A 21,080-nucleotide genomic window follows, 5' to 3' on the forward strand; every position below is an offset into this window, starting at 1 on the left:
GGACGATCCCGCCCCCTTTCGCCTCGACTAGTACATGATCAGCTTGGTCTCGAGGAAGGCGCCGAGGCCTTCCACATTGCCCTCCCGACCCAGGCCGGACTGCTTGTAGCCGCCGAACGGCTGTGTGACGCACATGCCCCAGTTGTTGACGCCGATCTGGCCGGTCCGGATGCGACGGGCGATCGCTTCCGCGGTGGAGTCGTCCTTCGCGTACACCGCTCCGGACAGGCCGTACTCGGTGCCGTTCGCGATGTCGACGGCCTCGTCCACCGTGTCGTACGGCATCACCGCGATCACCGGGCCGAAGATCTCCTCCTGTGCGATACGCATGTCGGGCGTCACGTCGGCGAAGATGGTCGGCTCGACGTAGCAGCCCTCCTCGAGGCCGGCGGGCACGCCGCCGCCGATCGCGATGCGGGCGCCCTCGTTCTTTCCGATCTCGATGTAGTCGAGAACTCGCTCCTGCTGCCGTTTGGCGGCCAGCGGGCCGAGCGCGACGTCCGACTCGCGCGGATCGCCGACCTTGATGCCCCGGTAGGCCTCGACCATCGCACCGACGAGTTCCTCCTGCCGACCGCGGGGGACCAGGACGCGGGTCAGCGCGGCACAGACCTGTCCCGAGTTCGCCAGGCCGCCGAACACCAGGGTGGGTAGGACGTTCTCCAAGGGGACGTCGTCGGCGATGATCGCGGCCGACTTGCCGCCCAGCTCCAGGCTCACTCGGCCGATGCGGTCGGCGACCGCTGCCATGATCTTGCGGCCGGCCGCGGTGCTGCCGGTGAACGAGACCTTGTCCACGTCGGGGTGCTCAACCAGATACTGGCCCGCTTCGCGGCCGGCGGGAACCACGTTGACCACACCTGCGGGAAGTCCCGCGGCTTCGAAGGCCTCGGCGAGCATCATCACGCTGACCGGCCCCTCCGGTGCGGGTTTGAAGACGACCGTGCACCCGGCGGCGAGCGCCGGCCCGATCTTGAGCGAACCGGTGGCGACCGGGCCGTTCCACGGGATGATGGTGGCCGTGACCCCGACCGGTTCTCGGATCAGCTTGCCGGTGCCGCCGTCCGGCCAACTGCGCTCCTCCTCGAACTCGAACCGCTCGTAGAGGGTGGACGAGTCCTCCCACATCTTGCGGGCGTTGTCGTGGAAGGCCGCCGACACGGCAGCGGGTGCACCGATCTCGTTGGTGAACGCCTCGGACATCGCCGGAATTCGCTTGACAACCTCCTCTCCGATGCGCTTGAGGTAGACGGCCCGCTCGGCGGGCGTCATCCTGGGCCAGGGGCCCTCGTCGAATGCCTTGCGGGCGGCGGCGACGGCGCGGTCCATGTCGGCTTCGGTCCCCTCGGGGACGCTCGCGATCACCTGGCCGTCGATGGGGGAGACGACCTCGATCTTGCGATCGGTGGCGGGCTCCACCCATTCGCCGCCGATGAACAGTCTGTCGTAGCTGGGGATTGTCATGGGAGTTCCTCTTTCGGTTCCGAGAGATCAGTCGAGTTCGGGAGGGTCGGTAGCGCCCAAGGCGGGCTGGTGTCCTGCAGCGGAGATCGCTTGCGGCGCAGGACACTAGGAGAGGGTGAATCCCTCGTAGTCGTTGGCCGCGGCCTTGTCGATCGTGGTGCCGTACTCGACGACGCCTGCGGCGTACGGCATGAAGAGCTGGACCTTCCCGTCGACGTTTGCGCCGCGGTACCAGGACCCGGAGTCGCCGTTGGGCCACAGGGTCATCGCCGCCACGTCTTCGACGGTCTGCGCCCAGGCCTCCTGGGCCGACTCCTGGGCCTCGATCATCGTGTGTCCCTCGTCGCGCATGGTGCTGAGCAGTCGCGAGATCCAATCGACGTGCTGTTCGATGGCGGAGACCATGTTGGCCAGTACGGAGGGGCTGCCGACGTTCGCGACGATGATCATGTTCGGGAACCCGGCGGAGCCGAAACCGAGGTGCGTCTTGGCGCCGTCTCGGTTCCAGATCTCGGCGAGGCTGCGCCCACCCGTGCCGCGGATGTCCATCTTCGTGAACGGGCCGGTGAAGGCGTCGAACCCGGTCGCGAGAACCATCGTGTCGACTTCGTACTCGGTGCCGTCGGCGAGTCGGAAGCCGGTGGCGGTGAAGGTCTCGAGCGGGTTCTTCTTCACATCGACGAGATGGACGTTGCTGCGGTTGTAGGTCTCGTAGTAATCCGTCGCGACGACCGGACGCTTCGCCCCGAGCGGGTATCCGTCGGGCTTGAGCGAGGCCGCGGTCTCCGGATCGTCCACGATCTCATCGATCTTGCTGTGGACGAATTCGACGACGGCGTCGTTGGCGGCTTGATCGAACATCAGGTCGGCGAACGAGCCGAGGAAGTTGATGCCGCCGCCCTCCCACCGTTCCTGGAACGTTGCTCGGCGCTCCTCGTCGTCGACGTCGTAAGCGTTCTTCGGGTTGTCCGAGCGGAAGACGCCCGCGGGATGGGTCTTGTTGCGGATGCGGCGGGCCGGGTAGTCGGCCTTGATCGCATCGAGCTCGCCCTCGTGCAGCGGGCGGTTCCGGGTCGGGATCACGAAGTTCGGGGTGCGCTGAACCACGGTGAGATCGGCGACGGTCTCGGCGAGTGCCGGCACCACCTGTGCGCCGGTCGAGCCGGTGCCGACGACACCGACGGTCTGCCCTCGCAGGTCCTCGCCCTCGGGCCAGTCGTAGGTGCGCAGGACCCGACCGGTGAACTCCTGGAAGCCCGGCAGGTCGATGTCCTTCGGTGCCGACAGGCAACCGACCGCCATCAGCAGATAGCGGGCGCGGTAGACCCGCCCGTCGGCGGCGGTCGCAGTCCACAGGCCCTGCGACTCGTCCCACTCCGCGCCGGTCAGCGTCGTGTTGAAGTCGATGTCCTTGCGCAGGTCGAAGCGGTCGGCGACATGCTTGAGGTAGGCCAGGATGTCGTGTTGCGCGGGGTACTTCTCAGTCCACGTCCACTCCTGCTGGAGATCCTCGTCCCAGCTGTAGGAGTAGTCGACGCTCTCGACGTCGCAGCGTGCGCCCGGATACCGGTTCCAGTACCAGGTGCCGCCGACTTCGGGCGCTTGCTCGACCGCATGGACGAGGTGGCCTTCCGCGCGGAGTCGGTGGAGGAGGTAGAGGCCGGAGAAGCCGGCGCCGACCACCAGCACCTCGTAGTCGCTGACCGATGTCGTGGTTGGAGTTGCTGACATGGATCGATCTCCTTACAGGGTGATTCATCGCGTGCCCATGACCGAAGGTGGTGAGGCTCACATATCGACGTGTCGCACAAACTATACGCATGGTAATCATGATTATGCGAGAGGTTGGGTGGATCGGGTTTGTCGTCGAATCCGCGCGGAGTGCGTGACGTGGTGCACATTCTATGAATATGATTGCAAGGATCACGTTGAAGAATCGAAGGGAAGCCGATGTCGTTCGATGTCTCTGACCCGGTCGCCGTCCAGTACGCGGCCACCAGCCTCCTGTACGAGTACCAGGCGCTGGTCGACGAGAAGGACGTCGACGGCCTGGCGCAGATCATCCATCCCGACGTGGAACTGTCCCGACGCGACGGGACTTCGTTCGGTCGCGAGGCCTTCCTCGACCTGTATCGCCGCTTCGCCGCGTCCGATGTCCAGCTCGCGCAGCACATGGCCACCAACATCGTGGCCACGCCCACCGGCGACGACACCGTGGACGTCCGGTCGACGTTCCTCGCGATCACCACCCACGCGGCGGGTGGTGCGCGCCAGATCTGGGGTCGCTACCACGACACCATGGCGCCGCACGGAGGTCGGTGGGTCCTCACCGCGAAGCGGATCGCGGTGGTCCGCACGGCCCTGTTCGCCGAGGACATGCTGGCTCCGATCGACATCGACTCCTTCGGGGCGATGCGGTGACAGCGGAGTTGGCGGCTCGCCTGCGACGCGTCGAGGACCGTCAGGAGCTGACGGAGCTCATCCTGCTGTACTTCCACGTCATGGATGAGCGGGAGCTCGACGCCTTGCCGGCGATCTTCACCCAGGAGGCGCACCTCGGATCGGGCGACGGCGTCTTCGATGCGACCGGACTCGACGCGATCACGCAGACCTACCGGGGGCGCTTCGATGCACTCGGTGCCACCTTCCACTACTCGCACGGCCTCATCGTCGAGTTCGACGAGACGGACCCCGACACCGCCACCGGTACGTCCACCGGTCACGCGGAAGTCGTCCGCCACGGCACACCGATGATCGTCGCGCTCCGGTACCGTGACCGCTTCCGTCGAACGCCCGGCGGCTGGCGGATCGCCGATCGCGTGATGTCGTACTTCTACTACACACCCGCCGACCGCTACGTCCAGGTCATGGCCGCAGGCGCCCGCAACCTCGCATACGGCGATCCACGCCCCGCCGACTGGCCGCAGGTCCTCACCGGCGGGGACCTGTCCTGGCTGCGGTCACTCGCCGGCCGCCGAGTGCCGATGCCCGCGCCCCACCCCGAATCGAAAGGTCAACCTCATGCCCACTCGTGAATCGATCGAGAATCTGATCAACCGCTACTCGCTCGGCTATGACACCGCTGACATGGACGCGATCGCCGGCTGCTTTGCCGAGGACGCCGTCTTCCGGATGCGGTTGCCCGGCAACGACCCGCTCAGCTTCGACGGCCGGGACGCCATCATGGCGCTGATGCGGCAGTCCGCACAGTCGCAGACCGATCAGCGTCGCCACGTCAACTCGAACCTCATCGTCCACGGAACCGAAGGCGGCGTCACTCGCACTACTCACTATCTGACGCTCCTGGCGACCGAGAACGGTGAGATCGAGCTGCTGACCGCGGGCGTCTATCGGCTCGAGATCGTCGTCGAAGGCGACGACCTGCGGCTGCAGACACTCGACCTCGAACTCGACCGGCCCTACTGAGTCGGCGAGCCGGAACAGAGAAGCGACTGATGAACCAAGGATTGATCTGCGCCAAGTGGGCTGCGCTCACACCGCGGAACCAGGCGATCTACGACGCACCGAACGATCGGCGCGTCACCTGGATCGAACTCGACGAGTTGGTCCGCAAGATGGCCAACGGGCTGCTGGCTCTCGGCCTCGCGAAGGGCGACGTGGTCGCCATGATCTCGCGCAACTGCGTCGAATTCCAGGCGCTGTACTACGCGGCCGGTCGGGCGGGGCTGGTCACGCAGCCGCTCAACTGGCGATTGGCCACACCCGCGTTGGCAGAACTGCTCGGCGACGCGCGACCCAAGGTCCTCATTGCCGAGGCGGAGTTCGTCGACGTGGCGAGCGAACTTCAGGGGATGGTCGACATCCCGCACTGGTTCTCGTTCGGCGAGGGAAGCGACGGCAGCCTCTACGAGCTCATCGATGGCGGATCGGCCGATGACCTGACGGTTCCGGTCGCCGACGACGATCCGTTCTTCCTCCTCTACACGGGTGGGACCACCGGGCCGTCGAAGGGCGCGCTGCACACGCATGCGAGTGCAGCGGCAGGCATGCTCAACCAGACCGTCGCCGAGCGGATCGTCGCCACCGACGTCTACATGCTGACCGGGCAGATGTACCACATCCCGATCGTGCTGGCGATGAACTACATGAAGCACGGATGCCCGCTGGTCTTGATGAACTTCGAGCCGAAGCTGGCGCTGGAGTTGATCGAGCACGAGAAGGTCTCGGCGTTCCTCGGCGTCACCACGATGCTGAACTGGATGATGGCTCAGGAGAACTTCGCGTCGTACGATCTGTCGAGCCTGCGCAACATCCAATACGGCGGTGGTCCGATGCCGTCGAACATCGTGAGGCAGGCGCTGGACTCGTTTCCGTGCACGCTGATCCAGGGCTACGGACAGACCGAGGGCACCACGATGACCTTCCTCTCGCAGGAGGATCACCTCGACGCCGTCCGCGGTGTGCATCCCGAACGGCTGAAGTCGTGCGGTCGTGAAGGCTTCGTGACACAGGTCCGGGTGGTGGATCCGCTGACCGGCGAGCTGGTCCCGACCGATAACCGGACTCCCGGCGAGATCATCGTGAAGAGCCCGGCCAACATGCTCGGCTACCTCAACAAGCCCGAGCAGACCGAGCGGACTCTCCGCGACGGTTGGATGTGGACCGGCGACATCGCCACCTGGGACTCCGACCGTTATGTGTTCATCGTCGATCGGGCCAAGGACATGATCATCTCCGGCGGCGAGAACATCTACTCGGTGCAGGTCGAGGAGGCCATCGCGACTCACCCGGCGGTTCTCGAATGCGCCGTGATCGGTGTGCCCGACGAGGAGTGGGGCGAGTCGGTGAAGGGCTTCGTGGTCCTCAAACCGGGGCAGGCCGCCACCGAACAGGAGCTGATCGATCAGGCACGGCAGAACCTGGCGAGCTACCAGAAGCCGCGGACCATCGAACTGGTCGCCGAGTTGCCGAAGGCCCCGACGGGCAAGATCCTCAAGCGCGAACTCCGCCGACCGTACTGGGAAGGGCATGACGGGAATGTCTGACGATACCGCGCGGTACTCGGCGCTGGTGGGCCGAGAGTTTCCCGGCGGCGAGTACACGATCGAACCCTGGCAGGCATGGCTGGTGGCCGATGCGCTGGGTGATGACCCGCGCGATCGCGTGCCCCCACCGGTGATGGCCTGGATGGCCTCGGTCGGCGGAATGGGGATGACGTGGGACGACCTCTTCGCCTGGTTCGACGCGACCGCGGACGACGGTCCGATGTTCGGTGAGCACCGGACCACGTTCCACACCGCGATCGCCTGCGCCACATATCGAGTGACGGGGCGGATCACCTCGTTCGACCGGAAGGTCGGTCGCCGTACCGGGATCTTCGACGTCGTCGGCTATGAGTTCGACCTCCGTCGTGACGGCGAACTGGTCGCCACGTGCTGGAACTCCCTGGTGTTACCGAGAAAGGAGCGGAGTTGACGAGACCGGACCTCGCCGTCGGCGACCTCGTGCACGGTGCCGCCGTGTACGTCGACGCCGCCCCGATGAAGACGATGGCTGCACTGCTGGCCGATCCGAACCCGATTCACTGGGACGCGCGGGTTGTCGCCGAGCTCGGCCTCGGCGATCAGCCGATCAATCAGGGCCCGCTCAACATGGGATACATCCACACCATGCTCGCCGACTGGGCCGGCGGCCGCGACCGCATCCGAGAGTTCCACGTTCGGTTCCTCGGCAACGTGTTCGCCGGTCAGACCGTGCGCGCGGGAGCCGAGGTGACCGCGATGCGGGACGGACCGGACGGGCGCCTCATCGACTGTGAGGTGTGGTTGGACGTCGACGGCGCCGACCGGGCACTCGCCGGGACGGCGACGGTGGCCATGGCCGGGACGGCGACGGATGAAGCAGAGGTCAGGCATGAGTGAAGGGCAGATGATGGCAGTGGAGAACGGGGTCGCACCTGATCCGATCGGGAACGGCACGCTCGACTTTCAGCTCGCTTACGGCGACTGCGACGTCGTGGGCATCGCCTACTTCGGCATCTACTACCGGTGGATGGAGCGCTGCTACACGACGTGGATGTTCGCGAACGGACTTCGCAGCGGGGAACTGCTCGCTGATGTCGGGGTGGTCACCGTCGGGGTGAGTTCGTCGGCGCAGTATCGACAGACGGTGCGGGTGTTCGACCGGATCCGCTGCCAGGCCGTGCTCGACCGGATCGGGACCTCGTCGTATAGCGTGGGATTCGAGTTCACCCGAGACGGCGAGCTCGTGACCAAGGGGCAGATGACCTTCGCTGTTCGCGATGAGCAGTTCGCCAGGGCCGACGTCCCGCCGCGGATGCGCGCACTTCTCGAGACGCTTCCGCCGCCGAGCTTCGAGGTGGCATGAGGGATCTGTCTGAATGGGTGCTGACCCGGACTGCGGCGTCGGCGGCGGACGATTCGGTCGGTGCGCGGACAGCGGGCCGGGAGTCGCTCCGCGATCTGTCCGTGCTGTACGCGATGGCGGTCGATGCACATGATCTCGCGGCCTTGGAGCTGATGTTCCATCCCGAGGCGGTGCTGCGTCGGGACGGTGAGATCGCGTCCGGCCGGCGCGAGATCCTCGAACTGCTGGCCGCGTCGATGCGCGGTTTTCGGCGAATGCTGCACACTCCGGAGACGCACGTCGTCCATGTGTCCGGTGAACAGGGCGTGGGAATCGCGACCGCTCACGCGGAGCTGGTGACCGGCAGGGGCGTGGTCCTCGCCGCCCACGAGTACGAAGACGAGTACGCGGTGCATGAGGGGCGGTGGGTGTTCACCTCCCGCCGGATCCGCTTCGTGTATGCGGCGCGGTCGGACCGCTACGGCCAGATCTTGCCGGCCGATGACCGCGTATGCCTGCCCGGAGACGAGCCGCGGCCGATGATCGGACGCTGGTTTCACTGATCGGAGAGGTCAGTCTGCAAGAAAGGAATCGTGATGACAATCGATGAGCTGCTGGAGATCGAGGAGATCAGGCGACTGCGTTTGGCGTACTCGAACTACTTCGACGGCCACGACGTCGAGGGCCTCACCACGCTCTTCTGCGAAGACGCGGTCTGCGAGTTCCCCGCGGAGTTCGGCGGGGACTGGGTCGGGCGCGACACGATCGTGGCCAATTTCGCGCGGGAGATGGGCAGGCTCGGGGAGCCCTACGACACGATGCACGTGGTGACGAATCCGTGGATCACGATCACCGGCGCCGAGCAAGCGCACGGTCGTTGCTATCTCATCGACCTGCTGACCAGGCAGCAGGCCGGCAGCGGGCACAGCACCACGAAGGGCGGGCACGCCAACCCGTTGTATTTTCTCGGGATGTACGAGGACGAGTACCGCAAGGAGGATGGCGCGTGGAAGTTCGCCCGCATCAAGCTGCCCTTCTTCTGGCCCGACCGGACCTTTGAGAAGGTGAGCCGCCCGGATACGCATCTGGCGTAGGGCCGCGCGAAGCGGCCGGATCACTCGCGGGCCGGGGCGGCCGCGGCTGATCGGCCCCCGCGGAAGCCGAACACCAGCGCTGGGCCCAGCGTGCCGCCTGCCCCGCCGTACACCATGCCGGTCGGCGCCGCCATCGCGTTGCCGACCGCCCACAATCCGGGAATGACGGAACCGTCGACGTCGAGGACTTCGCAGTCGACGGTGGTCTGCGGGCCGCCCTTCGTGCCGAGGGTGCTGCTGTACACCGGGGCCGCATAGAAGGGCGCGCGGTCGATACGACCGAGCGTGGAACGACGATCGGGGTAGTGGGTTCGATCGCCGCACCATCCGTCGAAGGCGCTGTCGCCTCGGAGGAAGTCGTCGTCGTGCCCTTGATCGACCAGCGTGTTCCACCGCGCAAGGGTCGCGTCGAGTTCCTCCGGCGGGAGGTCGAGCCTCGCGCCGAGTTCGCGAACCGAGTCGGCCCGGAGGATCCAGTCGGGCATCTGGTCGCCGGCCGCGACTCCGTACCCGCCGTACAGATCGACGAAGTGCTGGTCGAAGACGATCCAGCAGGGTTGGTTGACGTGCCGGAACCGAGTCGGATCGAAGGCGTGGAAGGCGCCGCCCAGGGCGTTGTAGTTCGCCGCCTCATTGGTGAAGCGTTGACCGCGGATGTTCACCATGATCGTGCGGGGCAGGGATCTCTCACGCTGCACGAGTTGGACACCGTTCAGCGCGTACTGTCGGGCCGGGTCTCCGGGTTCGGCGACGACCGGGACCCACCACGCCTCACGCATCACACCGAGCTTCGCTCCGACGCGCATCGCCATCCGCAGCCCGTCACCGGTGTTCGACGGCACGCCTGCCGGATGGCTCATCGGCCCGCGGAGGAACGCGGTGGTCAGCTCGGGATCCCGTTCGAATCCACCCGTTGCGAGGATCACGCCTCGCCGGGTGCGCACTGCATCGCCGTTCGCGAATCGCACGCCGGTGACGGCGCCGCCCTCGGTGATCAGTTCCGCGGCTGCGTTGCCGAGTACCGGTTCGACGCCGCGGTCGAGCAGTCCTCTGAGAAGCGCCCCCAGCATGGCGCGGCCCAGGCCCTCGAGGTTCGAGCCGGTCCGCGCCCGCTCCTGCTCGTCGGTGAGGAAGCCGGTGCCGCCGCCGATGGGGGACTCGCTGACGTACATGCGGCGGGGTGAACCGAACACCCGGTCCGCCCACGGGCCCAGCTCGTCGAAACAGAACAGCTCCGGCTCTATCGAGCGGCCGCCTCCGGGGCGCCCTCCCGGGAACTCGGGATGGTAATCGGGATATCCGGCGACGAGTCGCATCCGGAGCGGCGTCGATATTCGAGCCAATCCAGCAGCGGATCGACCGTTCGTACGAAGGCCTCGGCCATCTCCGGGCGGATCATGCCGTTCGAGAGTGCTTCCAGGTAGGCGAGTCCGTCGTCGACGCTGTCGGTGACACCCGCGGCAGCCGCGTACCGGTTGGCCGGCAGCCATGCGACCCCGCTCGACAGCGCCGTGGTTCCCCCGAGGTGGTCGGCCTTCTCGTACACGGCGACCGACGCCCCGGCGTCCGCTGCGGCCAGGGCAGCGGTGAGGCCGGAGGCGCCGGTTCCCAACACGAGGACGTCGACGGTCTCGACCGTCATGACATCACGCGCTTTGGGCGGGCGGCGGTTCGTGGCACGCGCATCGTCTTCTCCTCACAGGCCATTCTTGATCAGCTGTTTGGCGAGGGAATCGAAGATCACCTCGGTGGACCCCTCATAGATGCGGGTGGGCCTGGCTTCGCGGTAGAGCCGCTCGATGTCGGTGCCCCGCGTGATGCCGAAACGACCCATGATCTGGACGGAGCGGTCGACGACGCGCCCGCACATCTCGGTGGCCGCGACCTTCGCCATCGACGACAGGTGCAGGTTGGCGCGTGGATCGCGCGCCGACGCGGCCGCCGCCCGGTAGGTCAGCGAACGGGCGGCTTCGATGTCGGTCCAGCACGAGGCGAGATGCTCGGGCACCGATCCCAGGCTCGAGAGCGGACCGCCGAACTGGTGGCGATCGTTCGCATGCTCGAGCGCCAGCCGCAGCGCGGCCTGCGCCATGCCGACCGCCGCGCCGGCCACCGACACGCGGAACGTCGCCAGGGTCGCCAGCACCAGCGAGAATCCCTTGCCGGGCTCGCCGATCCGATGGTCGAGCCGAACCCGGACGTCGTCGAGGATGACGTCGGACAGCACGTGTGGAGCGATGATCTGGTGCGGGCGCTCGGTGCGGACTCCCGGGGTGTCGGCCGGAACCAGAATCAGAGAGTAGCCGTCGCCCTCGCGTGCGAGCACGCTGTAGAACGCGGCGTCGCCGCCGTTGGTGATGAACGACTTGTGCCCGTTGACGACGATCTCGTCGCCGTCGACGACCGCGGTCGTGGTCAACGCCTTCAAGTCGGAACCGACCTGCGGTTCGGTGAGACCGAGTGCGGCGATCGCGTCGAGCGAGGCGACCCGCGGCAGCCAATGGTCGCGGACCGCATCCGATCCGGCCACGGCCAGCCCGTAGCTGCCGATGCCCTGCATCGCGAACATCGAGTCCAGGTGGCCGCTCTCGGCGGCCAGCTGCTCGCGGACCACCGTCATCGCCAGCGAGTCGACGGCCTCGAAGCGTCCGCCCCACTGCTTGGGCACGGCGAGCTCGGTCAGCGCCGACGCGGCCAATCGGGCACGGACCTCCGGATCGGTGCTGCTGGACTCGTCGGCGCGGGCGGCGATGTCACGGACCGAGACGGCCAGTTCACGCGCCTGTTCCTGCAGCTGAAGGTATTTCGCGGGCAGCTCGAAGAGCCCGGGGACGTCGTTGCTCATCATTTGTCTCCGTCGTTGATGACGCCCGCCGCGGCGAGACGCGCCAGTTCGGCGTCGTCGAGCCCGAGGCGTTCGGTCAGGATCTCGCGGGTCTGTTCGCCGACGGTCGGGACACCGTCGTACACCGGCCCGTCGTAGCCGGACAGGTGCAGCACCGGGCCCGGCATCAGGGTGTTCGCCAAGATCTCGTTGCCGGTGATCTCGACGAGGGTCCGCTCCTGGAAGTGGGGATCCTTCACCACGTCGGCGGCGTCGTTGACCGGTGCCGAGACCACCTCGAACTTCTCCAGGATCGCGAGCACCTCGTCGCGCGGTGCTCGCTTGCACCACTCGATGACCATGGCCTGCACCTCGTCGTTGTGGGCGAGCCGAGCGGCGTTGGTCGCGTACCGCGGATCCTCGATCACGTCGGCCCGGCCCATCGCGGCGAACAGTCGCGCCGCGATCGCCTGATTGGAGGCGGCGATCGACAGGAACTTGCCGTCGGCGGCCTCGTAGATGCCGCGCGGCGACGCCGCGCCGGTGCTGTTGCCGATCCGCTGCTGGACCTCGCCGAGCGCCGTGTACTTGAGGAACATGTCGCCGATGATGAACATCAGCGGCTCGTAGAGGGCGACGTCGACGACCTCGCCGCGACCTGTGCGACTGCGGTTGAACAGGGCCATCGACACGCCCATCGCCGCGGACAGTCCGGCGATCGAGTCGGCGAAGCCGAAGGGCGGCGACGTGGGCGGGCTGTCGGGCCACCCGTTGACATTCGCGAAGCCGCTCGCGGTCTCGGCGACGGTGCCGAATCCTGGAAGCAGGCGGTTGGGGCCGGTCTGCCCGAAACCGGAGACGCGGGCGATCACCAGTCCGGGGTTGCTCTCGCGGAGCACTTCCGGCCCCAGTCCCCAGTCTTCGAGGCGGCCGGGTCGGAACGACTCGACCACCACGTCGGCCTCGTCGATCAGCCTGCGGACCAGGTCCCGGCCCTCGTCGGTCCGCAGGTCGATGCCGACAGATCGCTTGCCGGCGTTCAGGCGAGAGAAGCCGAGCGAGAGCCCGTCCTTCTGCGGGATCCACTGGCGTGCGTAGTCGCCGGTGCGCGGGTCCTCCACCTTGATCACATCGGCGCCGAAGTCGCGGAGCATGCGCCCGGCGGTCGGTGCGGCGTACATGGTGCCGAGTTCGACGACCCGAAGGCCGGCGAGTGGTGCGCCGTTGTCTGACATCAGATCCTCCACTGGATGTGTTTGGGTTCGAGGTATTCGCGCATACCCCATTCGCCGAGTTCGCGGCCGACGCCGGATCGGCCGAATCCGCCGAAGGGGGCGTCGGGGCGCATCGCGCCGCCGCCGTTGATCCACACCGTTCCGGCGCGGATCTGTTCGGCGACGCGGCGAGCTTCAGCCGGGTCGTCGCACCACACGTTGGCGGCGAGACCGAACGGGGTGTCATTGGCCAGGCGGATGGCCTCGTCGGTGTCCTTGAACGGCAGGATGACCGCGACGGGGCCGAAGATCTCCTGCTGGACGGCGCGGGCATCCGGTGCGAGGTCGCCGAGCAGGACCGGGTTGATGAAGTACCCCTTCTCGGGCAGCGGGCGGGTGACTTCGAGCAGTTTGGTGCCGCCGACGGCGAGCGAGTCGTCGATGAAGCTCTGGACGCTCGCCCGGTGATCGGGGCGGATCATGGGACCGATGTTGGTGGTCCGGTCCCACGGATCGCCGACGATCATCTGATCGAAGGCGCTCGCACCCGCTTGGAGGAACTCCTCGTACACGCTCTCGTGAACGAGGAGTCGGGCGAGCGCGGCGCATCCCTGGCCGCCGTTGCGCGACCACCGCAGGTGCATCTCGACGGCGATCTTCTGCACGTCGACGCCGGGTAGGACGATGTTCGGCGACTTGCCGCCCAGCTCCAGGGTCACCCCGGTGAGGTTGGCGGCCGCCTGCGCCATGATCTGGGCGCCGACCCCGTCCGAGCCGGTGAACGACACCCGGTCGACACCCGGATGCGACGAGAGTTGCTTGCCGACCTCGACGCCGCCGGTGACGATGTTCATCACACCATCGGGCAGACCCGACTCCTGGATCAGCTCGGCGAGGAAGAGAGTGGTGAGCGGCGTCCGCGGTGACGGGAACAGGACGACGGTGCATCCGGCGGCCAAGGCCGCGCCGAACTTGAACACGGCGAGGTTCAGCGGGTAGTTGTAGCCGGTGATCGCGGCGACCACCCCGACCGGGTCGTGGACCACGTCGCTCATCGTCGGAACGGGCTTGTCGTAGGCGCCCAGGTGCAGCGTGCGGTCGACCTTGGCTGCCTCGGCAGCCCACCGCAGATGCTCGTCGACGGCCATTTTGACCTGCAGGTATTCGGCGAGCGCGACAGGGGTGCCGACCTCGTTGACGATCGACGGCAGGAGCTTGTGCGCGGCGCGTTCGAGGGCGTCCGCGAGTCGGTGGATGTGGACGCTCCGCTCCTCGCCCGACAGGCGCGCCCACTTCGGGAAGGCCGCTCGCGCGGCGGCGACCGCGGCGTCGACCTGTGGTGCGGAGGCCCCGCCGACGGTCGCGATGACCTCCTCGGTCGCCGGATTGACGACCTCCCAGGTGGCACCGTCCGGTTCCACGTCGGCGCCGCCGATCAGCAGCGTGCGGTTGGGCGGAACCCACGACTGGTCCACGGTCCGGTCTGAGTCAGGCATGTCAGAGTCCTTTCAACGAATTCGAGGGCCGGCGTCGACGGCGGGGAGGGCCGGTGCGAGCGGCGAGTCGGGCAGCATGTCATTCGCCGGTGACGGTCGCGGCGCGCTGAAGCCAGCCGACCGCCTTGTCGTAGTGGGCCTTGTCGATGTGCAGGCCGCGGTAGCGCAGCGCGCCGACGCCCTCGGCCGCGGCCTTCTCGTAGGCGTCGACCATGCCTCGGTAGAACTCGATGTCTGCGGCCGACGGGCTGAAGACGTCGTTGATGGTCGCGACATGGTTGGGATGGATCGCGATCATGCCGCGGAAACCGAGGCCGCGGCCGTGCGTCGCGAAGGCGCGCAGACCGTCGATGTTCTCCAGGTCCTCCCACAGCGCGGTGAGCGCGTGCAGGCCGGACTCCCGGCAGGCGAGCAGGACCCGGCTGCGCAGGTACAACGATTCCTCACCTTCGGGCGTCCACTCGAAGCCGACCTCACGGGCGATGTCGGCGTGCTCGGCGGTCGGACCGATCATCGCGCCGACACGGGGCGAGGCCGCCGCGATATCCCGGCAGTTCCAGATGGCCTTCACCGTCTCGATGGGGACGATGTACTCCAATCCCTCGACACTGTTGCGCATCTCGAAGTGATCGAGCAGGGCGTCGTACCGGATGACGTCGGTCCCGGACTCGATCTTCGGGGCGAAGACTCCGTCGAGACCGGGAACGACGACGGCTTCCAGGTCGCTGCCGGTCAGCCTGGTCGCCAACGGATTCACGCGGACGAACAGGCCGACCCTCGGGTGATCGGCGCGAAGCGTCCCGATCAACTCGGCGACGGTGTCGCGCGCCTGCGCCTTCTGCGCGGCGGGCACCGAATCCTCGAGATCGAGGATGATGCAGTCGGCGCCCGCCGCGATCGCCTTCTCGGCCCACGCCGGCCGATGTCCGGGAACGAAGAGGATGGAACGGTAGGGATGCATGATTGCCTCTCGTGCTTGTCTCGATGCGGCCGGCGATCAGTAGTTGCGCGGCAGTCCGAGGACGTGCTCGGCGGTGTAGTTGAGCACCATCTCCTGGCTGATCGGCGCGATGCGCATCAGTCGAGCCTCCCGGAAATAGCGTTCCACGTGGAACTCCTTGCCGAAGCCGAATCCGCCGTGGACCTGCAGCGCGACGTCTGCGGCGAAGAAGCCGGCCTCGGCGCACAGGTACTTGGCGGCATTCGCCTCGCGGCCGCACGGCAGACCCTGGTCGACCATCCAGGCGGCCTTGTCGAGAACCGCCTGCGCGGCGTCGAGCCTGATGCGCGCCTCGGCGAGTTGGAAGGCGATGCCCTGATTCTTGCCGATCGGGCGGCCGAAGACCTCGCGTTCGTTCGCATACCGGACGCCGCGTCGGAGCGCCGCTTCGCCGATGCCGAGCGCGGCGTTCGCGGAGATGACGCGCTCAGCGTTGAGACCGCCGAGGATGGTGCGGAAGCCGTGCCCGACTTCGCCGACCACGTCCTCGTCGGCGACGAACAGATCGTCGATGAACAGTTCATTCGTGTCGACGGCGTTGCGCCCCATCTTCGGGATCTCCCGGATCTGGACGTGGTCGCGGTCGACGTCGGCGAACAGCAGCGTCAGGCCCGCCGTGCGCTTGGCCCCGTCTTCGCGCGGGGAGGTGCGGCACAGCAGCAGCATCTTCTCCGCCTCCTGGGCCTTGGTGATCCACACCTTCTTGCCGGTGACGCGCCATCCGCCGTCCACCTTGGTGGCGAACGTCTTGATATTGGTGGTGTCGGTGCCCGCATCGGGTTCGGTGACCGCGAACGACGTGTGCAACTCGCCGGTGACGACGCGAGGCAGATACTTGCGCTTCATCTCCTCGCTGCCGTGGTGGATGATCGGCTCGAATCCGAAGATGCCGATGTGGACGGCGCTGCAGCCGCCCATGCCTGCGCCGGATGCGGAGATCGCGCGCTCGACGACCGCCGCCTCGGTGACGCCGAGCCCGCCGCCGCCGTACTCCTCGGGGACCGTCAGACCGAGCCAGCCGCCTTCGGCGACCGCGTTGTAGAACTCCCACGGGAACTCGTGGGAGTCGTCGTGCTCCATCCAGTACTCGTCGGGAAAGCGCCCGCACAACTGCTCGACGGCCCTGCGGATGTCCTCGTGGGTGGAGTCGGGTGTGTAGTCCACTGGGACTGTCCTCTCGTGATGGTCGGTATCAGACGGTGACTGTGTCGCCGGTGGGTTCCGGATCGGAAAGCGCCTCGGCGTCGAACGTATCCGGGGTCACACCCTGTTCGCGCAGGACGGCCTTGCGGACCTTCTCCGACGGTGTCTTCGGCAGGGCGTCGACGATTCGGATGAATCGGGGACGCGCGAACGCCGGGATCCTGCCGTCACAGAACTCGAGGAGTTCGGCGGGGCTGACCGGTTCGGTGACGACGACGGCCGCCAGCACCTCGTCTTCGCCGGCCTCGACGTCGGCGGGCACGCCGATCACGGCGCACTCGTGCACTGCGGGGTGAGCCAGGACGACCTGCTCGACCTCGTAGGAGGAGATGTTCTCACCGCGACGGCGCAAGGCGTCCTTGTAGCGATCGACGAAGTAGTACCAGCCGTCCTCGTCGCGGCGCAGCGCGTCGCCGGTGTGGAACCACAGGTTTCGCCACGCCTCGACGGTCTTCTCGGGCATGCCGTAGTAGCCCATGCTGCAGATGAACGGAACCTTCGGTCGGACGACGAGCTCGCCGACGTCGCCGACGGGCACCTCTCGGTCGGTCTCCGGGTCGACGAGGCGGATGTCGAACCAGTCGGATGCCTGCAGTCCGGCGGCACCCGGCGGAATGTCGGCGTTGTACGGCGAGATGATCGGGGCCGAGGTCTCGGTGAGGCCGAAGGCGTTGACGAAGGTCTCGATGCCGTAGCGTCGCTTGAAGTCGTCGGCGATCGTCGAGGCGATCGGCGCGGCGTAGACGCACCGCAACTGATTGTCGAGGTCGTTCTCGCGCGGCGGCTGCTTCCATGCGAAGTCCATCATCACGCCGACGAAATTGGTCACGGTGACGCCCGAATCGCGTACGTGGTCGATCCACCCGCTGGCGCTGAACTTGCGGCGGATCACCGCGCTCGCCCCGGCCACCAGCGCCGGGTACACCGCCATGAACTGGGCGTTCCCGTGGAACAGCGGGGTGGTCGTCAGATACCGGTCCGCCGCTGTCAATCGGGTCAGACAGACCACTTCCTGCGCGAAGAAGTACAACTGCGCGTGAGGCATCGCGACACCCTTGGACGGGCCGGTCGTTCCCGAAGTGAAGAAGATGGCGCCGAGCTCGTGCGGCAACGGCCCCGGCCCGTTCAGCGGCGGGCCCTCGGGGAGCTCGTCCCACGGTGCGGCGGTGAAGCCGGCCTCGTCGAGGATCGTGAGTGCGGAGTCGAGCGAGCCGTTGTCGATGACCCAGAACTTCTCGACGCGCGTCACCCCGTTCGCCGCATCGCCGTCGGCGAGGGCCGCGAAGCGCTCCGCGTACCGGTCGTCGATGACGGCCCAGCGGGCATCGGCGACGGTGAACTGGTGCTTGAGGAAGTCACCCTCGTAGTTGGTGTTGATCGGCACCTGGACGGTGCCGCCGACGGCCGTCGCCCACCAGCTGAGGACGAATCTGGACGAGTTCTGCGCCATGATCGCCACGCGGTCGCCCGGTGCGACTCCGGCTGCGTCGAACGAGCCCGCGATCTGTTCGGCCCGGCCCAGGGCCTGGGCGTAGGTCAGGTCGCAGCCTTCTTCGGGCACCCACAGGCAGGGGGCGTCCGGAGTCGTCGCCGCGTGGGTACGCAGGACTCTCGCCAGCGTCCAATCGTCGGGATCGGTGAAGGTCGGGATCAGATCCGTGTAGACGTCCATCGCGCAGTTCTCCTTTCTCACTTGCGCTGATCGAAGCTGCGCCCGAGCATCTCCGAAACGATGCGGGTGCGCTGCATGGTCGGGGTGCCGCCGGCGAGGGCCCAGCCGTGGGCGTCGCGATGCATCCGTTCGATCCCGAACTCCTCGGTGTAACCGTTCCCGCCGTGCAACTGCATCGCCAGGTCGGTGACTCGCTTGGCCATCTCGTTGGCGGTGCACTTCGCGAGCGAGACGTGCAGCGGGTTCGGCAGGTCGGATCCGGTGACGACGCCGGCGGCCGCCCGGTCGAGGAGCAGTCGCGCCTGCTCCACCTGCAGTGCCATGTCGGCGACGGTCATCTGCACGGCCTGGAACTCGATCAGTGCCTTGCCGAACTGCTCGCGTTCCTGCACGTACTGCAGGGTCAGGTCGAGGGCGCGCTGACCGATCGCCAGACTCATCGTGGTGTTGCCCAGGCGCTCGATCGAGAACGCGGTGAACAGTTTCCGGAAGCCTCCGGGTTCGACGACGATGTTCTCCTTGGGCACGGCGACGTCGTCGAAGTAGATGTCCGCCGACGGAATGCCGCGGAAGCCCATCAGCTTCTCCCGGGCGCCGTAGCCGACGCCGTCGCGGTTCGCCTCGACGAGCACCGCGCCGATGCCCTTGGCTCCGGGGGCATCGGACATTCGCGCGTAGACGAGGTACACGTCGGCCTCGCTGCCGTTGGAGATCCACCGCTTGTTGCCGTTCACACGGACCGTGTCGCCGTCCAGGACGGCTTTGGTGGTCAGGTCGGTCGCGGCGGAACCGGCGTCCGGCTCGGAGATGGCCACCGCCATGGTGATGTCACCGGCGATGATGCCCGGCAGGAAACGCTCCTTCTGATCGTCCGTGCCAAGCCTGGCGATGACCTGGGCGGGACCGGTGTTCGATTCGAAGACCTGGAAGGCGGCGGGGCGGCAGTGGTAGGCGAGCTGCTCGATCACGGTCAGGGCGTGTGACAGAGGTGCACTCGACCCGCCGTACTCCTCGGGCAGCGCGATGCCCAGGAACCCGAGGGAGCCGAGGAACTGGCGATCGGCCAATGGAACGGCGGTGCGGTCGGCGTCCCACTGCGCGGCTTTCGGGGCGAAGCGCTCCTGCGCCACCTGTGCGGCGAGTTGCTTGATGGCCTCGAGGTCTTCGGTGTGGGGGGCGGTGGTGGGCGGCATCGTGACCACTCTCCTCATCTCGTGTGAAAGCTATCGGGTGCTCGTGAACGTGGGCTCGCAGTGCAGACGCGGTCCCAGTCCAAGCATCTGTAATAACTATAATCATAGATTAGCCGCCGATGGGGCATCTGGCAAGAATTCGTGTCGCGGCGCGGGGTCGGCCTGCTCCGCGTGGTCGGCTCGAGGGTTGCGCATCCATGGCGACGTCGACGGCGGCACATTCTCGATCCAGCGTAAGGATTATCATAGATATGATCCAAGTCTCATTGGATGCCGTGTGAAATCCCGACCACCGGCAAGGGGTTCATCCCGAGACAATTTGTGGTAAACATAATCAGCAATAGCTCATCGATGACGCAATGACGACGATGGAGGTCTCCGATGCCGAGCGCAGTGATCGTGGATGCAGTCCGCACGCCGATGGGGAGGGGGCGTGCGGGCGGAGCCCTCGCGGGGACCCATCCCGTCGACCTGCTGGCAGGCGTGCTGAACTCGCTCGTCGCACGTACCGGAATCGACCCGGGTGAGGTCGAGGACATTCTGATCGGCTGTGTCGGGCAGAACCTCGAACAGTCTGCGACGCCGGGGCGGATGGCCGCGCTGGCCGCCGGCTTTCCCGTTCATGTTCCGTCGGTGACGATCGAGCGCAAATGCGGATCCGGTCAGCAGGCCGTCGACTTCGCCGTGCAGGGCATCATGGCCGGCGCATACGACATGGTCATCGCCGGCGGGGTGGAGTCGATGAGTCGGGTCCCGATGGGCAGTGCCCGCGGCGACGCCGACCCGTTCGGTCCCGGCGTGCGCGCGCGATTCGGCCCGCTGGTGGGTCAGGGGGTCGCCGCCGAACTGGTCGCCGACAAATGGAGCATCTCGCGCAGCGAGTTGGACGAGTACTCCGCCCGATCTCACGAACGGGCCGCCGCCGCGCAGGCGCGCGGTGCCTTCGACAACGAGATCGTCGCTGTCGAGACCGCAGCGGGTGTCGTCGACCGGGACGAGTCGATCCGGAGCGGCACCACCGCGGAGAAGTTGAGCGGACTGCGTGCGGTGTTCGGCAGCGACGCCAACCGTGAGCGCTTCCCGGACATCGAATGGAAGGTCACGGCAGGCAATGCATCCCAGATCACCGACGGGGCGTCGGCCCTGCTCATCATGAGTGAGGAGAAGGCGGCAGCCCTCTCGTGCCGGCCGCTGGCCAGGGTCGTCGCGTCCGCGGTGACCGGCGACGACCCGATGCTCATGCTGACCGCACCGATCCCGGCCTCGCGCAAGGCTTTGGTGAAGGCGGGCCTGAGCATCGATGAAATCGCCTCGTTCGAGGTCAACGAGGCGTTCGCGTCGGTCCCGCTGGCCTTTCAGCGGGAACTGGGCGTGCCGGACGACCGCCTGAACCCAGTCGGCGGCGCCGTGGCACTGGGCCATCCCCTGGGCGCCTCGGGTGCCCGGATCATGACGACCCTGATCAATCATCTGGCGGCGACCGGCGGACGCTACGGCTTGCAGACCATGTGCGAGGCGGGCGGCATGGCCAACGCCACGATTCTGGAGTCGCTGGTCTGACCGCTCCCGCAACACTCCGACCCACCCACGAGA

19 protein-coding genes and 1 pseudogene are annotated in these 21,080 nt (G+C 67.1%); 10 read left to right on the top strand and 10 right to left on the bottom strand.

All coding sequences use genetic code 11. The annotated features are described in order from the left end of the window. Positions 1-27: 27 nt before the first annotated feature. Positions 28-1,464, bottom strand: coding sequence for an aldehyde dehydrogenase (locus tag AAFO60_RS17285; protein ID WP_347957472.1), 1,437 nt, complete (start codon positions 1,462-1,464; stop codon positions 28-30). Between the two features lie 105 nt (positions 1,465-1,569). Next, complete coding sequence (locus AAFO60_RS17290) at positions 1,570-3,195, bottom strand: flavin-containing monooxygenase (protein WP_347957473.1); 1,626 nt, start codon at positions 3,193-3,195, stop codon at positions 1,570-1,572. A 219-nt stretch (positions 3,196-3,414) separates the two neighbouring features. On the opposite strand from AAFO60_RS17290, the gene AAFO60_RS17295 reads away from it, so the two are divergent. Genes AAFO60_RS17295 through AAFO60_RS17335 form a run of 9 tightly spaced genes read left to right on the top strand, consistent with a single transcriptional unit; the run spans position 3,415 to position 8,885 of the window. Continuing rightward, the gene (locus AAFO60_RS17295) at positions 3,415-3,885 is read left to right on the top strand and encodes a nuclear transport factor 2 family protein (RefSeq protein ID WP_347957474.1); all 471 of its coding nucleotides are present in this window, start codon (positions 3,415-3,417) and stop codon (positions 3,883-3,885) included. Then, positions 3,882-4,499 (top strand): nuclear transport factor 2 family protein, encoded by a 618-nt coding sequence (locus AAFO60_RS17300; protein WP_347957475.1) that lies wholly within the window; start codon positions 3,882-3,884, stop codon positions 4,497-4,499. The genes AAFO60_RS17295 and AAFO60_RS17300 overlap by 4 nt, the downstream gene beginning before the upstream one ends. After that, positions 4,486-4,890 (top strand): nuclear transport factor 2 family protein, encoded by a 405-nt coding sequence (locus AAFO60_RS17305; protein WP_347957476.1) that lies wholly within the window; start codon positions 4,486-4,488, stop codon positions 4,888-4,890. The genes AAFO60_RS17300 and AAFO60_RS17305 overlap by 14 nt, the downstream gene beginning before the upstream one ends. Positions 4,891-4,919: 29 nt before the next feature. Beyond that, on the top strand, positions 4,920-6,470 hold the full coding sequence (locus tag AAFO60_RS17310; RefSeq protein ID WP_347957477.1) for a class I adenylate-forming enzyme family protein: 1,551 nt from the start codon (positions 4,920-4,922) through the stop codon (positions 6,468-6,470). Beyond that, positions 6,463-6,900, top strand: coding sequence for a hypothetical protein (locus tag AAFO60_RS17315; RefSeq protein WP_347957478.1), 438 nt, complete (start codon positions 6,463-6,465; stop codon positions 6,898-6,900). The genes AAFO60_RS17310 and AAFO60_RS17315 overlap by 8 nt, the downstream gene beginning before the upstream one ends. Beyond that, entirely contained in the window at positions 6,897-7,346 is a 450-nt protein-coding gene (locus AAFO60_RS17320) for a MaoC family dehydratase (RefSeq protein WP_347957479.1), read from the top strand. Before AAFO60_RS17315 ends, AAFO60_RS17320 begins: the two co-directional genes overlap by 4 nt. Next, positions 7,339-7,812 carry an acyl-CoA thioesterase gene (locus AAFO60_RS17325; protein WP_347957480.1) on the top strand — a complete coding sequence of 158 codons (474 nt, stop codon included), beginning with the start codon at positions 7,339-7,341 and terminating at the stop codon, positions 7,810-7,812. Before AAFO60_RS17320 ends, AAFO60_RS17325 begins: the two co-directional genes overlap by 8 nt. Next, a complete protein-coding gene (locus tag AAFO60_RS17330; RefSeq protein ID WP_347957481.1) occupies positions 7,809-8,354 on the top strand; it encodes a nuclear transport factor 2 family protein in 546 nt (181 codons plus the stop codon). Before AAFO60_RS17325 ends, AAFO60_RS17330 begins: the two co-directional genes overlap by 4 nt. Before the next feature lie 33 nt (positions 8,355-8,387). Continuing rightward, a complete protein-coding gene (locus AAFO60_RS17335; protein WP_347957482.1) occupies positions 8,388-8,885 on the top strand; it encodes a nuclear transport factor 2 family protein in 498 nt (165 codons plus the stop codon). Between the two features lie 20 nt (positions 8,886-8,905). Here AAFO60_RS17335 and AAFO60_RS17340 read toward each other — a convergent pair. From AAFO60_RS17340 to AAFO60_RS17375, 8 genes and pseudogenes are all read right to left on the bottom strand, one after another. After that, positions 8,906-10,527, bottom strand: a pseudogene (locus AAFO60_RS17340) (FAD-dependent oxidoreductase). A gap of 54 nt (positions 10,528-10,581) precedes the next feature. Then, positions 10,582-11,730 carry an acyl-CoA dehydrogenase family protein gene (locus AAFO60_RS17345; protein ID WP_347957483.1) on the bottom strand — a complete coding sequence of 383 codons (1,149 nt, stop codon included), beginning with the start codon at positions 11,728-11,730 and terminating at the stop codon, positions 10,582-10,584. Next, entirely contained in the window at positions 11,730-12,944 is a 1,215-nt protein-coding gene (locus AAFO60_RS17350) for a CaiB/BaiF CoA transferase family protein (protein ID WP_347957484.1), read from the bottom strand. Before AAFO60_RS17350 ends, AAFO60_RS17345 begins: the two co-directional genes overlap by 1 nt. Continuing rightward, complete coding sequence (locus AAFO60_RS17355; RefSeq protein WP_347957485.1) at positions 12,944-14,419, bottom strand: aldehyde dehydrogenase family protein; 1,476 nt, start codon at positions 14,417-14,419, stop codon at positions 12,944-12,946. Before AAFO60_RS17355 ends, AAFO60_RS17350 begins: the two co-directional genes overlap by 1 nt. Before the next feature lie 79 nt (positions 14,420-14,498). Beyond that, a complete protein-coding gene (locus AAFO60_RS17360; protein ID WP_347957486.1) occupies positions 14,499-15,380 on the bottom strand; it encodes an HpcH/HpaI aldolase/citrate lyase family protein in 882 nt (293 codons plus the stop codon). Positions 15,381-15,416: 36 nt separating this feature from the next. Continuing rightward, on the bottom strand, positions 15,417-16,583 hold the full coding sequence (locus tag AAFO60_RS17365; RefSeq protein ID WP_347957487.1) for an acyl-CoA dehydrogenase family protein: 1,167 nt from the start codon (positions 16,581-16,583) through the stop codon (positions 15,417-15,419). A 28-nt stretch (positions 16,584-16,611) separates the two neighbouring features. Continuing rightward, the gene (locus AAFO60_RS17370; protein ID WP_347957488.1) at positions 16,612-18,294 is read right to left on the bottom strand and encodes an AMP-binding protein; all 1,683 of its coding nucleotides are present in this window, start codon (positions 18,292-18,294) and stop codon (positions 16,612-16,614) included. 17 nt (positions 18,295-18,311) lie between these two features. Continuing rightward, positions 18,312-19,487 (bottom strand): acyl-CoA dehydrogenase family protein, encoded by a 1,176-nt coding sequence (locus AAFO60_RS17375; RefSeq protein WP_347957489.1) that lies wholly within the window; start codon positions 19,485-19,487, stop codon positions 18,312-18,314. A 381-nt stretch (positions 19,488-19,868) separates the two neighbouring features. Here AAFO60_RS17375 and AAFO60_RS17380 point away from each other — a divergent pair, with 381 nt between their 5' ends. After that, entirely contained in the window at positions 19,869-21,047 is a 1,179-nt protein-coding gene (locus AAFO60_RS17380) for a thiolase family protein (protein ID WP_347957490.1), read from the top strand. Positions 21,048-21,080 lie beyond the last annotated feature (33 nt).

Source organism: Gordonia aichiensis (assembly GCF_039946255.1).
Lineage (GTDB): Bacteria > Actinomycetota > Actinomycetes > Mycobacteriales > Mycobacteriaceae > Gordonia > Gordonia aichiensis_A.